Raw genomic sequence first — 13,227 nt, 5'->3', positions numbered from 1 at the left:
AAGTACTTTGGGTGGGAGACCAACCCCAGGAGGACGTGATGGACGCCGAGCAGATTGCCGCCGGGCAGAGCCGATGGCAGCAGCGGTACGACGCGTCGCGGCGCCGCGAGGCCGATTTCACCACCCTCTCGGGCACTGAGGTCCAGCCCGTCTACGGCCCGCCCGCAGGCACCGACGACCCGCGGATGGAGCGGATCGGCTGGCCGGGCGAGTTCCCGTTCACCCGTGGTCTGCACGCCACCGGCTACCGCGGCCGCACCTGGACGATCCGCCAGTTCGCCGGCTTCGGCAACGCGGAGGACACCAACGCGCGGTACAAGATGATCCTCAACTCCGGCGGTGGCGGCCTGTCCGTCGCCTTCGACATGCCGACCCTGATGGGCCGCGACTCCGACGAGCCGAAGTCGCTCGGCGAGGTCGGTCACTGTGGCGTCGCGATCGACAGCGCCATCGACATGGAGCGGCTGTTCAAGGACATCCCGCTGCAGGACGTCACCACCTCGATGACGATCTCCGGGCCCGCAGTACCGGCCTTCGTGATGTATCTGGTCGCCGCCGAGCGGCAGGGCGCCGACATCACCAAGCTCAACGGCACGCTGCAGACCGACATCTTCAAGGAGTACATCGCGCAGAAGGAGTGGCTGTTCCCGCCGGAGCCGCATCTGCGCCTGATCGGCGACCTGATGGAGTACTGCGCCGCCAACATCCCGGCGTACAAGCCGCTGAGCGTGTCCGGCTACCACATCCGCGAGGCCGGCTCGACGGCCGCGCAGGAGCTGGCCTACACGCTGGCCGACGGTTTCGGCTACGTCGAGCTCGGCCTGTCCAGAGGCCTCGACATCGACAAGTTCGCCTCCGGCCTGTCGTTCTTCTTCGACTCCCACCTGGACTTCTTCGAGGAGATCGCCAAGTTCCGTGCCAGCCGCCGGATCTGGGCCCGCTGGATGCGTGACGTCTACGGCGCCAAGACCGACAAGGCGCAGTGGCTGCGATTCCACACCCAGACCGCCGGTGTCTCGCTGACCGCCCAGCAGCCCACGCTCAACGTCGTCCGTACGGCGGTCGAGGCGCTGGCCGCGGTCCTCGGCGGCACCAACTCGCTGCACACCAACGCGCTCGACGAGACGCTCGCGCTGCCGACCGACCAGTCGGCCGAGATCGCCCTGCGCACCCAGTCGGTGCTGATGGAGGAGATCGGCGTCACCAACGTCGCCGACCCGCTCGGCGGTTCCTGGTACGTCGAGGCGCTCACCGACCAGATCGAGGCCGAGGCCGAGGAGATCTTCCAGCGGATCAAGGAGATGAGCCCGGACGGCACGATGACCGGCGGCATCCTGCGCGGGATCGAGGACGGCTGGTTCATGGCCGAGATCGCCGACGCCGCCTTCGAGTACCAGCAGAAGCTGGAGAAGGGCGAGAAGAAGATCGTCGGGGTGAACACCCAGACCGACACGGTGGCCGGCCAGCTGGAGATCCTCCGGGTCAGCCACGAGGTCGAGGTCGAGCAGTGCCGGGTGCTCGCGGCGCGCAAGACGCAACGCGACGAGGACCTGGTGCGTCGTACGCTAACGGCGCTGGTCGAGGCATCCAGAGGGACCGGCAGTCTGATCGAACCCATGCTGGAGGCGGCGCGTGCGGAGGCCACGATGGGGGAGATCTGTCACGTTCTTCGGATCGAGTGGGGCGAGTACCGAGAGCCCGCCCGCTTCTGAGGAGATCGCGGCAGACCCCGACGGAGCGGCCGGGCAGGGCGGCAACGGCGCCAAACCACCGCGCAAGCGGGGCGGTGGTGGTGGCAATGGTGGCAGCAAGCCGGACGGCACACCATCGGTGGACGACCGTGGGGTGGTCGTCATCGGCTCCGACCGGACGATGCTCCGGGTGGTCACCGAGCTGGTGAGCTCCGGCGAGCACGTGACCGCGATCGTCAATCCCGACTCGAGGCACTACGAGCGGATCGGCGAGCTGGGCGCCCAGGTGATGGGCGTCCGGGTGATCAGCGAGTCCGTACTACGCCGCGCCGGCATCGACACCGCGGACGACTCGGCCCTCAGCGCGCGGGCCCTGGTGCTCCTCGACGCCGACGACGTCCGCAACGTCCACACCGCGTTGACCGCGCGCGACATGGACGCGAAGCTGCGCATCGTCATCCAGATGGTCAACCCCCGGCTCGGCGGCCAGCTGCACGAGCTGCTCGGCGACTGCGTCGTCATCTCCGGCCCGTCGCTGGCCGCTCCCGCCTTCGTCGCGGACGCACTCGAGGACGACGAGCTGACCTGGGTCGAGCTCGGTGGCCGGCGCATGGTCGCCGGCCCTGCTGACCTGATCCGCGATCCGCACCTCACGAGGCTGGCCGACACCACCTCATCGGCAACCCCTGAGCTGCTGCCGACCGGAGACTCGGACCCCGACGGCGACATCGTCCTCGGTACCGGCGTCAGGCCGGTCTGGCGGACCAAGGACGTCCGCCGGGCAGGCTGGCTGGTGGCGACCCGCGACATCCTCGACCGGCGGGTCCGGACCATCGCCGCCGTGATGGCCGGCCTGGTGATCGCCGGGACTGCGCTGACCCACTGGATCGCCAACGTCGAGTGGATCCGCGCGCTCTACCTGGCGGCCGGCGCCGTGACGTCGGCCGGGATCGAGGACAACACCTTCTCCAACGCCTCGCCCTGGGCCAAGATCGCGGCCGTCGTGGTCCAGCTGACCGGCATCGTCTTGATGGCCCTGCTCACCGCCGTGATCGTCGACTCGCTGATCGGCGCCCGGCTGTCCCGGGTGATCGGCGGCGTCCGGGGCCGGCCACGCAACCACGTGATCGTCTGCGGTCTCGGTACGGTCGGCGCACGCGTCCTGGAGATCCTGGTCGAGCGCGGCGTCGCGGTCGTCGGGGTGGAGCAGGACGAGAACGCTCCCGGCGTACAGACGGCGCACCGCCTGCGCGTCCCGGTCATCATCGGGGACAGCAGCAACGAGGAGACGCTCAGGTCGGCCGGGGTTCCCCGCTGCCAGTCGGTGCTCGCGATCACCAACGGCGACATCACCAACCTCGAGTCGGCGATGGTCGTCCACGAACTGAACCCGGACGCCCGGATCACGATGCGGATGTTCGACCACGACCTGGCCCAGCGGGTCGAGCGCCAGCTCGGCCTCGGTCACAGCCGGTCGGTGTCGATGCTGGTGGCCCCGGCCATCGCCGCTGCCGTGGCGAACCGTCGCAGCCAGACGACCGTCCCGGCCGGCCGGCGCGTCCTGCTGCTCACCGAGGTCACCGTCGAGCGCGACTCGGTTGCGGTCGGCAAACGACTCGGCGAGCTGGACGAGAGCGGCGGCCTGCGAGTCCTTGCCCGGCTGGAGGCCGGCACTCCCTGGGACTGGGCGCCGGCCTTCGACCAAGTGGTCCAGCCGGGCACCCGGATCGCCGTCGCCGGCACCCGCAGCGGCCTGGCCCGGCTGCTGCTGGCCACCCGAGCGCCACACCGTTCGGGCGCGTCGGGGAGGATAGAGCCATGAACGTAAGCAGTGAGCACGGAATGCGAGGACAGCGGTGAGCCAGCCGAACTTCTCCCGACCGGGAGCGATCGACCTGTCGTCCCTGCGCAAGCCGCCTGCGCGGCCCGGCGGCGCACCCGGAGCGCCTGGTGCCCCCGGGGCGCCAGGGGCCCCAGGCGGAGCGCCCGGAGCCGGCGGCGCGTACGTGCTGAACGTGACCGAGCCGACCTTCCAGGCGGACGTGATCGAGCGCTCGCTCCAGGTCCCGGTGGTGGTCGAGTTCTGGTCGCCGCGCTCGGACCAGTCGCTCGCCCTCAGCCCGGTCCTGATCCAGCTGTCGACCGAGTACGCCGGCAAGTTCCTGCTGACCCGGATCGACATCGACGCGAACCCGCAGCTGGCCCAGGCGGTCGGTGTCCAGACGGTGCCGCTCGTTATCGCCGTACTGCGTGGTCAGGTCGTCCCCCTCTTCCAGGGCGCCGTCGGCGAGCCGGAAGCCAGGCAGTACCTAGACCAGTTGCTGACCGTCGCGGTCGCCAACGGCATCACCGGCCGCACTGACCCGGTCGGACCGGCCGGCCCCGCCGACGAGGCCGCCGAGCCGGAGCCGGACCCGCGGTACGAAGCGGCCGACAACGCGGTGGCCGCCGGCGATCTGGACGGTGCGATCGCGGCGTACGAGGCGTTGCTGAAGGAGACCCCGGCCGACGCCGAGGCGAAGGCCGGGCTGTCCCGGGTCCAGCTGGTGAAGCGGACTCGCGACGTGCCGGCCGAGGTGCGGACGCGCGCCGCGGACAACCCCGAGGACATCGAGGCGCAGATGCTGGTCGCCGACGTTGACCTGATGGGCGGTCACGTCGACGACGCGTTCGCGCGGCTGATCAAGACGATCCAGGTGACCGCAGGCGACGACCGCAACGCCGTTCGCCTGCACCTGCTGGAGCTGTTCGAGGTCGTCGGCGCCGACGACGAGCGCGTGGTCAAGGCGCGTCGCCGGCTGATGGCCGCTCTCTTCTAGCGGATACCTTCCGATCGCAGCAGCGTCGCGAGGCGCTGCACATGGTCGCGGATGATCGCGGCCACCCGCTGCACCTCTTTGTCGGTGCAGCGGGCGATCGGGATCGAGCAACTGATCGCGTCGGTGGCCGGAATCCGGTAAGGAACCGGTACGCCGACGCAGCCCAGCCCCATCACATTTTGTTCGCGCTCGACGGAGTACCCACGTCGCCGGGTCTCGGCCAGCTCCTCGGCCAGCGCCGCATGCGTGCCGACGGTGTTGACCGTCAACGCGGGCAGCGGGTCGGCCGGCAACTCCAGCGAGACCTCCGTGGCGGTGAGCTCGGACAGCAACGCCTTGCCGAGTGACGTCGCATGGGCCGGCAACTGGCGACCGACGCGGCTGGTCGCCCGGGCCGGAGCGATCGCTTCGCGGGTGGCGAGGTAGATGACGCTGGCGCCGTCGAGCCGCGCGTAGTGGCAGGTGTAGCCGCTGTCCTCGCGGATCGCCTCCAGCGTGCGGATCGCGTGCGGCAGCGCCGGATCGCGGTCGAGGTACGCAGTACCGACCAGAAGCGCGCGGGATCCTATGCCGACCATCGCGCCTTCGTTGGTGGACTCGATCCAGCCGGTCGCGATCATCGTGTGCAGCAGCTGGTGCAGGCTGGAGCGCGGGTACCCGGTCCGTTTGTGGAGCTCGGTCACCGACATCGGCCCGCGCGCGTCACCGAGCACTTCGAGGATGCGCAGCGTGCGCTCGGCCGACTTGACCAGCCGGATCTCTTCGGTCGTCACCAGGTGCCTCCCAGCGGATGGTTCGCATCGGCGAACACCCCGGCCAGCAGGGCGTCGCGATCTTCTCGTACGTCGGTGTCAGGCCCGATCCGGCTCTCGGCGTCGTCGAGCGGATGGAATCCGATCGCCTTGCCGGCCTCGAGTGAGAACCAGCTGCGGGTGTTGTCCGAGACCGCCCAGATCAGATGGTGCCCAGGCCGGTCGAGTTCAGACACGGTCTCGATCAGCCGGGCGAGATCGGCGGGGGAGAGCCAGGTCGACAGCGTCCGGCCACCGGTGCCGATCGTGTCGGCGACGGTACAGATCCTCGCTGACACCACGGTCATACCGAAGCGATCGGCGTACAGGCTGCCGAGGGCTTCGAGGGCGACCTTGCCGACGCCGTAGTACGTGTCGGGTCGCGGCTGGAGGACGGGCGCTGCTGCGGCGTCGCGGGCGGCGACGTAGCCGGTCGCGTGCAGGGAGCTGCCGAGCAGGACACGCGGTACGCCGGCCCGATGGGCTGCCTCGAGGACGACGTACCCGCCGTTGATGTTGGTCTCGAGGATCTGTTCCCACGGGCGCTCGGCCGAATGGCCGCCGAGGTGGATGACGAGATCCGCGCCGGTGAAGGCCGCCGTCATCGCCTCCAGATCGGTGATCGACGCCGGCTGGAACTCCTCGCCGTCGCCGAGCTCGTCGATCGCGACGATGTCGGTCAGCCGGACGACGCGGCCCGGGCGGCGCAGCAGGGGCCGGACCAGCGTCCCCACCAGTCCCGCCGCTCCGGTGATCGCGATCAGCACTCTCGTCACTCCTTCGGCCGTTGACAGATCCGTGAACAAACTAATACGTTTCAAACTGTTACGCCAGTATGAACAGCATTCACAAATGTGAATCGAAGAGATGGGGACTGACCATGAGGCTCACATCGGCGCCGAGGACCCTCGCGGCCCTCACCGCGATGACCCTGGTCGGCTCGCTGACCGCCTGCGGGGGCGACGACTCAGCAAGCGACGCGAGTAAACCGCTCGAGTTCTGGAGCAGGAGCGGGCCGGAGGGCGCCACGACGTACAAGGCGATCCTGGCCGCGTTCACCGCGAAGACCGGGATCAAGGTCGACTACCAGGGCGTGCTCGAGTTCGACACCCAGCTGCAGACGAAGGCGTCGTCGAAGAAGCTGCCCGACCTGTGGATCAACGACGCCAGCCTGCTCGGCACCTATCAGGGGCAGGGCTACACGACGCCGGTCGAGGCTTCTCAGATCGAGGGCGGCGACTCGATCGACGCCGCGACCTGGGCCCAGAACAAGGGACTCGACGGCAAGACCTATGCGGTTCCGTTCAGCCGGCAAGCCTTCGGCACCCTGGTGAGGGTCGACTGGCGCAAGAAGCTCGGACTGCCGCAGCCCAGGACCTGGGACGACCTGACCGCGCTGGCGACCGCCTTCGCCACCAAGGATCCCGACGGCAACGGCAAGAACGACACGTACGGCATGGTGGTGCCGGGCTCCAGCAAGAACGGCTACATCGGCTGGTGGGGCGTCAGCTACATCTGGCAGGCAGGCGGTGACATCATCGCGCCGGCCGGCGAGGGCAAGTACAAGTCGGTGGTGAACACGCCGCAGACCAAGACCGCGCTGGAGTTCATCCGCAAGCAGTTCTGTACGCCGGGCAACGTCGTCCCCGGATCGCTCAACCTCACCACGAGCGAGGCGCCGTTCTTCCAGGAGGGCAAGGCCGGCATCTACCTGACCGGCCCGTACGCGATGGGCGGCTACGACAAGCAGCTCGGCAAGGACAAGTACGAGGTCGTCCCGATGCCGAAGGGCCCGGTCGGTACGACGACGCTCGGCGACGGCGAGAACATCTACTTCGGGGCGGGCTCGAAGAAGTCCGACGATGCCAAGAAGCTGGCCGCGTTCCTGATCAGCCCGGAGGGGCAGGAGATCGGGATGAAGGCGGCCGAATCGAAGTACCCGGTGGTCCGGCTGCCGGTCAACAAGACGGTCGACATCCACACGGTGCTGAACGATCCGCGCTGGGACGCGATCCAGAAGCAGTATCAGAACGACTCCAAGACCTTCGTCTGGTCGATCAAATACCAGCCGATCCGGCAGGCCACCGGCGAGGCGATCAACGCGATGATGTCGAGTTGCACGAGTGATCTCGACGCCGGGCTGAAGAAGCTCGACACGGCGCTCAACGACGAGCTCAAGGCGCAGGACGTCCTCGGGTGACGACGATCCCGGTACTGCGACGCCGGGCGCGGCCAGTGGTCGCTGCCCGGCGTGGCCTGCTCGGCGGTCCAGTGTGGTTGCCGTGGGCCCTCTTGCTGCCGGCCTTGCTGTTCGCGCTGACGTTCAAGTTCATCCCGATGGTCGAGGGCCTGCGGATGAGCCTGTTCAAGGTGCAGCCGTTCCTCGGCGACGAGTGGGTTGGGCTGGAGAACTACAGGACCGTGCTGACCGACTCGCGGTTCCGCGGCGCCCTCGGGCACACGCTGGTACTGGGCATCGGGCAGACCGTGGGCGCGTTGTTCCTCGGCTTCCTGCTGGCGCTGTTGCTGGAGGGCTCGTCGCGGACCCTGTGGGTGCTGCGAACGGCGATCTTCCTACCGGTCGTGACGGCCGTCGCGGTGATCGGCGAGGTGTGGCGGATCCTCTACTTCCCTTCCGGGACCGGGTTCATCAACGAGATCGCCGGCTGGTTCAGGCTCGGGCCGTTCGGGTTCCTCAGCGATCCGGACCAGGCGCTCGTGTCGGTGATGATCGTCGGGATCTGGACGGCAGCGCCGTACAACATGGTGATCATCCTGGCCGGGCTGACCGGCATCGACCGGACCTTGTACGAGGCTGCCGCCGTCGACGGCGTGTCCCGCTGGCAACGGATCCAGTACATCGTCGTACCGGGGTTGCGGCCGGCCATCTCGGTGCTGCTCACGCTGGCGGCGATCCGGAGCCTGCGGATCTTCACCGAGGTGTTCGTCCTCACCGGCGGCGGACCGGCGGGCTCGACCGAGGTGTGGATGACTCGCGTGTTCTCGCTGGGCTTTCAGCGCAACGATCTCGGTGTCGCCTCGGCGGCCTCGACTTTGCTGTTGCTCGTGACCGTCCTGCTGACGCTCGGAATGCGGCTGGCCACCAGGAGGACCAGATGAGTATGTCGTCGCAGTTCGACACGGCACTGGGCTGGTCGCCCCGGCTGAGTGTCTCGAAGGTGCTGCGGATCGCGCTGTGCGTCGTGGTGGTGTTCATCTTCGCGGCGCCGTTCCTGACCATCGTCTCGGGCGCGTTCAACGAGACGACGGACTCGACCCAGCTCAGCCTCTATCCGAATCACCCGACGCTGCTGCCGATGAGGATCGCGGGGGAGAAGGGCGTCTGGCACTACCTGGCGAACTCGCTGGTCATCGTCGGCGGCGGACTGCTGCTTCAGCTGGCGATCTCGATCCTTGCCGCGTATGCGTTGTCGCGGCGCAAGTTCAAGGGCGCGACCGTCGTGATGCTGCTCTTCCTGCTGACGATGATGCTGCCGGAAGAGGTGATCGCGGTTCCGCTGTCGCAGGTGATCGCGTCGCTGCCGCTGCTCGGGGTCAGCCTCAAGGGATCGGTCTTCGGTGTCATCCTTCCGGTCGCGTTGTGGGGTTTCACGATCCTGATCATGACCGAGTTCATGAAGGAGATCCCGGCCGAGATCGAGGAGGCCGCGCGGCTCGACGGCGTCGGCGAGCTGCGGATGCTGTGGGTGATCGTCTTGCCGCTGTCCAAGCCGGTGCTCGGGGTCGCGACGATCTTCGGCTTCATGATGATCTGGGACCAGTACCTGCTGCCGCTGATCGCGGCCGACAACCCGACCGACTACACCCTCACGGTCGCTCTGTCCGTACTCCGTGCCGACGGCCAGGTGGGCCCCGGCGTACTGCTGGCCGGCGCGCTGGTCGCCTTGGTGCCGAGCCTGATCGTCTATCTGCTGATGCAACGGTCGCTGATCCGCGGGATCACCTCCGGTGCGACGAAGGGCTGATTCCTTGAAGATCTCCGACCTGATCATCACGCCACTGGCTTTCGCGGACCCACCCCTGCTCAACTCCACCGGCGTCCACGAACCGCTGGCGCTGCGTACCGTCGTCCAGCTGGTCGTCGACGGCGGGCTGGTCGGGCTCGGCGAGGGCTCAGGGGAGCGGGAGGTGCTCGACCGGCTGGAGCTGGTCCGCGCGGCGATCATCGGCCAGAGCGTCTTCGACACCAGCGCGATCGAGCTGATCGTCGCCGCGGTCCTCGGCCCTGACGTCACCCCGCTGCAGAAACGAGCCGTCTTCTCCATCATCGAGGTCGCCTGCCTCGACGCCCAGGGCAAACTGCTCGGCGTACCGGTGGTCGACCTGCTCGGCGGTGCCGTCCGCTCCGAGGTCCCGTACAGCGGCTACTTGTTCTACAAATGGGCTGGTCATCCGGACGCGGTTGCCGACGGCTGGGGCGAGGCTCTGGATCCTGCCGGGATCATCGACCAGGCCCGGCGGATGATCGATCTGCACGGGTTTCGGTCGCTCAAGCTCAAGGGTGGGGTGTTCCCTCCGGACGAGGAGATCGCCGCGATGCGGGCGCTCGCCGGGGCGTTTCCGGGGATGCCGTTGCGGATCGACCCGAACGGCGCCTGGTCGGTGGAGACCTCGAAGTACGTCGCTCGCGAGCTGGCCGGCGTGCTCGAGTACCTGGAGGATCCGACGCTGACGACCGCGGCGATGGCCGAGGTGGCAGCCGTCGCGTCGATGCCGTTGGCAACCAACATGTGCGTGATCAGTCCGGAGACGGTGCCCGAAGCGGTGCGGCTCAACGCTGTGCAGATCGTGCTGTCGGATCACCACTACTGGGGTGGGCTGCGGCACACGCGGGAGCTCGGCGCGATCTGCGACACCTTCGGTCTGGGCATGTCGATGCACTCGAACTCGCATCTCGGGATCTCGCTGGCGGCGATGACGCATGTGGCCGCGGCGACGCCGAACCTGGCTTATGCGTGCGACACGCATTACCCGTGGAACAGCCTGGACGACGTGGTGACGACGCCTTTCGAGTTCGTCGACGGCGCTCTCGCAGTACCGGCTGGGCCGGGGCTCGGAGTTGGGTTGAACGAGGCGAAGCTGGCCGAGTTGAGTCGGCGGTACGTCGAGTCGGGGCGGACCACGCGCGCCGATACGGCGTACATGCGGCTGGTCGATCCGGCGTACGATCCGACGCTGCCGAGGTTCTGATGGCGTCGGTCCATGCCTATCCGTGGGATGTGAACGGAGATCCCGCGGCGCCTGAGCTGCTGGCTTCGTTGGGTGCCTCGTCGGTGGTGCTTGCGGCTGCGTATCACTCGGTGCGTGCCGCGACTCCGAGGCATCCGCGGCACCGGGTCGTCGAGGCGTCGAGTGCGTTGTATGTCCCGGTACGACCGGAGGCTTGGGGTGCCTTGATGCCGCTTGGTGGAGCTGGTTGGGCAGGGGAGGATGCGTTCAACCGGGCGGCTGCTCAGCTCTCGTTGCCGGTGAAGGCTTGGGTGGTACTGACTCACAACTCCGCGGTTGGGCGGCTCGATCCGGCTGTTTGCGTCCGCAACGCCTTTGGCGACGTGTATGACTATGCGCTGTGCCCTTCCTCTGATGACGTACTGGCCTACGCGCACGTGTTGGTCGGAGAGGTCGCCCGGCTGACGGGCGTCGAGGCGATGGTGCTCGAAGCGTGTGGGCCGCTCGGTTTCAGCCACCAGTCGACGCACGAGAAGACCGCTGGCGCCGACTGGTCTGCTGTCGACCAGGCGTTGCTCTCGATCTGCTTCTGCTCTGCCTGTGCTGCTTCTTATGTCTTTGCGGGCTTGGAGGTCGAGCGATTGGCCTCGATGGTGCGGGCGGGGGTTGGGGTTGCCTCGTCTGTGGACGACGCGCTGGGGCCGGAGGCGAAGGTGGTGCTCGAAGTGCGTCGGCGGGCGGTCCGGGACCTCCGGGATGCGGTGGTTGCTGAGGCGCGGGCTTCCGGCGTACGGGAGATCTCTTTGCATGCTTCGGTTGCTGCCTGGGATACCGGGCCGGCTGCAGTCGTGGACTCGGTTGCTGATGGCATCGACAGCTACATCGCTCCTGCTTGGGAGCTGACTGATGCAGGGTCGCGCCGAGTCTCGGAGCTGCGCCGGCTGGGGTGCGATCGGGTCGGCGCGTATGTGACCGCGCTACCGCCCGTACCGCCGGACGCCGAGGTTTTGGCGGCGCATTGGCAGTCGCTGCTTGCGGCGGGTGCGACCGATCTGCACATCTATCACGCCGGATTGGCGTCCGACCGTCGTCTCGCCGCTGTGCGGACGGCGCTGGCGTCGCTTCGGCCTTCGAAGGGGCAATGATGATCCAGCTGAGTGACGAGTTGTCGGACCGCCCGGTGGTCGCCGTACTGCGGGCTGCCGGCGCCGACCGGTTCCTCGAGGTGTCGGCGGTACTCGCCGACGCGGGGTTCGGGGCGGTGGAGTTCACTCTCACGACGCCGGGCGCTGTTGCGGCGATCGCTGCCGCGCGTGCTGCCTTGCCGGACCTGCTCGTCGGTGCCGGCACTGTGCGGACTTTGGAGCAGGTGCATCTGGCGATCGATGCGGGGGCTTCGTTCCTGGTCAGCCAGGTGACCTCTGAGGTGTTGGTGGCTGCGGCGGCTGCTCGGGGTGTGCCTTTCATCCCGGGGGCGTTGACGCCGAACGAAATCGTGGCGGCGTGGGAGCTCGGGGTGCAGGCGGTGAAGGTTTCGCCGGTCGGGCCGGTGGGTGGGGTCGACTACATCTCCGAGCTGGTCGGGCCGTTGCCGGATATCGCGTTGATGCCTACCGGTTTGGTGCGGATCGACGAGGCCGGCGACTACTTGTCTGCGGGTGCCGCGGTGGTCGGGATCAGTCGGGACCTGACGCGGGATGCGCTGTTGCCGGGCGGGGATCTGCAGGATTTGGCCGAGCGGGCGGCGCGGGTGATCCGGTCGGTGGACGTTCAACGACAACTGAGCAGGAGTGAGCAGTGAGGATCGCGTTCGTCGGGCTGGGCATCATGGGGTTGCCGATGGCAACGAATTTGGTGAGGGCCGGGCATGACGTCTGGGCCTACAACCGGAGTCCGCGGAGCTTCGAGGGGACGTTGGCCGGGTCTGTCGCCGAGGCGGTGGCGGAGGCGGACGTGATCATCACGATGCTGCCGGATTCGCCGGATGTCTTGGCGGTGGTACTCGGTGACGATGGGGTGCTGGCTTCGGCCGGGCGGGGAGCATTGCTGATTGACATGAGCTCTATCGCTCCCGCGGCGGCCAGTGATGTCGCTGCGGAGGCGGGGGCTGTCGGCGTACGGGCTCTGGATGCGCCGGTGAGTGGGGGAGAGCAGGGCGCGATCGACGGGACGTTGTCGATCATGGTTGGTGGGTCTGCGGAGGACTTCGAGGCTGCGTTGCCGGTGCTCGAGGTACTGGGGTCGACCATCGTCCATGTGGGTCCGGCCGGGGCGGGGCAGACGGTGAAGGCGGCCAATCAGCTGATTGTCGCGGGGACCATCGGGCTGGTTGCCGAGGCGCTGACCTTCCTCGCGGCCCACTCGGTCGAGCTGGAGCCGGCGGTCGAAGTACTGGCCGGCGGCCTCGCGGGCAACCGAATCCTCGACCGTAAAGCGGCCGGGATGATCGCCCACACCTTCGAACCAGGCTTCCGCATCGACCTCCACCACAAGGACCTGGGCATAGTCATCGACTCCGCCCGCGCGGCTGGCACTGCCATCCCCCTAGGTGCCGTCACCGCCCAACTAATGGCAGCCGCCCGCGCCCAAGGCCACGGCTCCCTGGACCACTCCGCCCTCCTCCTGGTGATCGAGTCCCTCTCCCGCCGAACACCCGGCCAACCGACCCCCTGACCGACCCGCCACGTACGCATAACCCGCGCGATCCGCCCAGACACGCCGCGGCAACCGCTTCCA

At 68.2% G+C, this 13,227-nt stretch carries 12 protein-coding genes; 10 read left to right on the top strand and 2 right to left on the bottom strand.

The window, feature by feature from the left end:
* Positions 1-38 precede the first annotated feature (38 nt).
* From icmA to ABD768_RS17730, 3 genes are read left to right on the top strand one after another with little or no spacing between them, the layout of a single operon-like run.
* On the top strand, positions 39-1,712 hold the full coding sequence (icmA, locus tag ABD768_RS17740) for a coenzyme B12-dependent isobutyryl-CoA mutase large subunit (RefSeq protein WP_343963860.1): 1,674 nt from the start codon (positions 39-41) through the stop codon (positions 1,710-1,712).
* Complete coding sequence (locus tag ABD768_RS17735; protein WP_344841805.1) at positions 1,633-3,513, top strand: NAD-binding protein; 1,881 nt, start codon at positions 1,633-1,635, stop codon at positions 3,511-3,513. Before icmA ends, ABD768_RS17735 begins: the two co-directional genes overlap by 80 nt.
* A gap of 34 nt (positions 3,514-3,547) precedes the next feature.
* Positions 3,548-4,510 carry a tetratricopeptide repeat protein gene (locus ABD768_RS17730; protein WP_343963856.1) on the top strand — a complete coding sequence of 321 codons (963 nt, stop codon included), beginning with the start codon at positions 3,548-3,550 and terminating at the stop codon, positions 4,508-4,510.
* Here ABD768_RS17730 and ABD768_RS17725 read toward each other — a convergent pair.
* Complete coding sequence (locus tag ABD768_RS17725) at positions 4,507-5,283, bottom strand: IclR family transcriptional regulator (RefSeq protein WP_343963854.1); 777 nt, start codon at positions 5,281-5,283, stop codon at positions 4,507-4,509. The two genes, ABD768_RS17730 and ABD768_RS17725, sit on opposite strands and share 4 nt — an antisense overlap.
* Positions 5,280-6,068 carry an NAD-dependent epimerase/dehydratase family protein gene (locus ABD768_RS17720; protein WP_343963852.1) on the bottom strand — a complete coding sequence of 263 codons (789 nt, stop codon included), beginning with the start codon at positions 6,066-6,068 and terminating at the stop codon, positions 5,280-5,282. Before ABD768_RS17720 ends, ABD768_RS17725 begins: the two co-directional genes overlap by 4 nt.
* A gap of 113 nt (positions 6,069-6,181) precedes the next feature.
* Between ABD768_RS17720 and ABD768_RS17715 the strand changes: the two genes are divergently transcribed.
* Genes ABD768_RS17715 through ABD768_RS17685 form a run of 7 tightly spaced genes read left to right on the top strand, consistent with a single transcriptional unit; the run spans position 6,182 to position 13,164 of the window.
* On the top strand, positions 6,182-7,501 hold the full coding sequence (locus ABD768_RS17715) for an ABC transporter substrate-binding protein (RefSeq protein ID WP_344841801.1): 1,320 nt from the start codon (positions 6,182-6,184) through the stop codon (positions 7,499-7,501).
* Positions 7,498-8,421, top strand: coding sequence for a carbohydrate ABC transporter permease (locus ABD768_RS17710; RefSeq protein WP_344841798.1), 924 nt, complete (start codon positions 7,498-7,500; stop codon positions 8,419-8,421). The genes ABD768_RS17715 and ABD768_RS17710 overlap by 4 nt, the downstream gene beginning before the upstream one ends.
* Positions 8,418-9,287, top strand: a complete 870-nt coding sequence (locus ABD768_RS17705; RefSeq protein WP_344841796.1) for a carbohydrate ABC transporter permease — start codon at positions 8,418-8,420, stop codon at positions 9,285-9,287. Before ABD768_RS17710 ends, ABD768_RS17705 begins: the two co-directional genes overlap by 4 nt.
* Before the next feature lie 4 nt (positions 9,288-9,291).
* Positions 9,292-10,512 (top strand): enolase C-terminal domain-like protein, encoded by a 1,221-nt coding sequence (locus ABD768_RS17700; RefSeq protein WP_344841793.1) that lies wholly within the window; start codon positions 9,292-9,294, stop codon positions 10,510-10,512.
* The gene (locus ABD768_RS17695; protein WP_344841790.1) at positions 10,512-11,636 is read left to right on the top strand and encodes a hypothetical protein; all 1,125 of its coding nucleotides are present in this window, start codon (positions 10,512-10,514) and stop codon (positions 11,634-11,636) included. Before ABD768_RS17700 ends, ABD768_RS17695 begins: the two co-directional genes overlap by 1 nt.
* Positions 11,636-12,292 (top strand): bifunctional 4-hydroxy-2-oxoglutarate aldolase/2-dehydro-3-deoxy-phosphogluconate aldolase, encoded by a 657-nt coding sequence (locus tag ABD768_RS17690; RefSeq protein ID WP_344841788.1) that lies wholly within the window; start codon positions 11,636-11,638, stop codon positions 12,290-12,292. Before ABD768_RS17695 ends, ABD768_RS17690 begins: the two co-directional genes overlap by 1 nt.
* Positions 12,289-13,164, top strand: a complete 876-nt coding sequence (locus ABD768_RS17685) for a 2-hydroxy-3-oxopropionate reductase (RefSeq protein WP_344841785.1) — start codon at positions 12,289-12,291, stop codon at positions 13,162-13,164. The genes ABD768_RS17690 and ABD768_RS17685 overlap by 4 nt, the downstream gene beginning before the upstream one ends.
* Positions 13,165-13,227: the final 63 nt, after the last annotated feature.

The organism is Kribbella ginsengisoli (assembly GCF_039537185.1).
GTDB lineage: Bacteria > Actinomycetota > Actinomycetes > Propionibacteriales > Kribbellaceae > Kribbella > Kribbella koreensis.
This window is presented reverse-complemented; position numbering and strand designations above follow the sequence as displayed.

Coding starts and splice junctions, on each gene's coding strand:
- icmA (WP_343963860.1), top strand. CDS start 39: ATGGACGCCGAGCAGATTGCCGCCGGGCAGAGCCGATGGCAGCAGCGG.
- ABD768_RS17715 (WP_344841801.1), top strand. CDS start 6,182: ATGAGGCTCACATCGGCGCCGAGGACCCTCGCGGCCCTCACCGCGATG.
- ABD768_RS17705 (WP_344841796.1), top strand. CDS start 8,418: ATGAGTATGTCGTCGCAGTTCGACACGGCACTGGGCTGGTCGCCCCGG.
- ABD768_RS17695 (WP_344841790.1), top strand. CDS start 10,512: ATGGCGTCGGTCCATGCCTATCCGTGGGATGTGAACGGAGATCCCGCG.
- ABD768_RS17690 (WP_344841788.1), top strand. CDS start 11,636: ATGATCCAGCTGAGTGACGAGTTGTCGGACCGCCCGGTGGTCGCCGTA.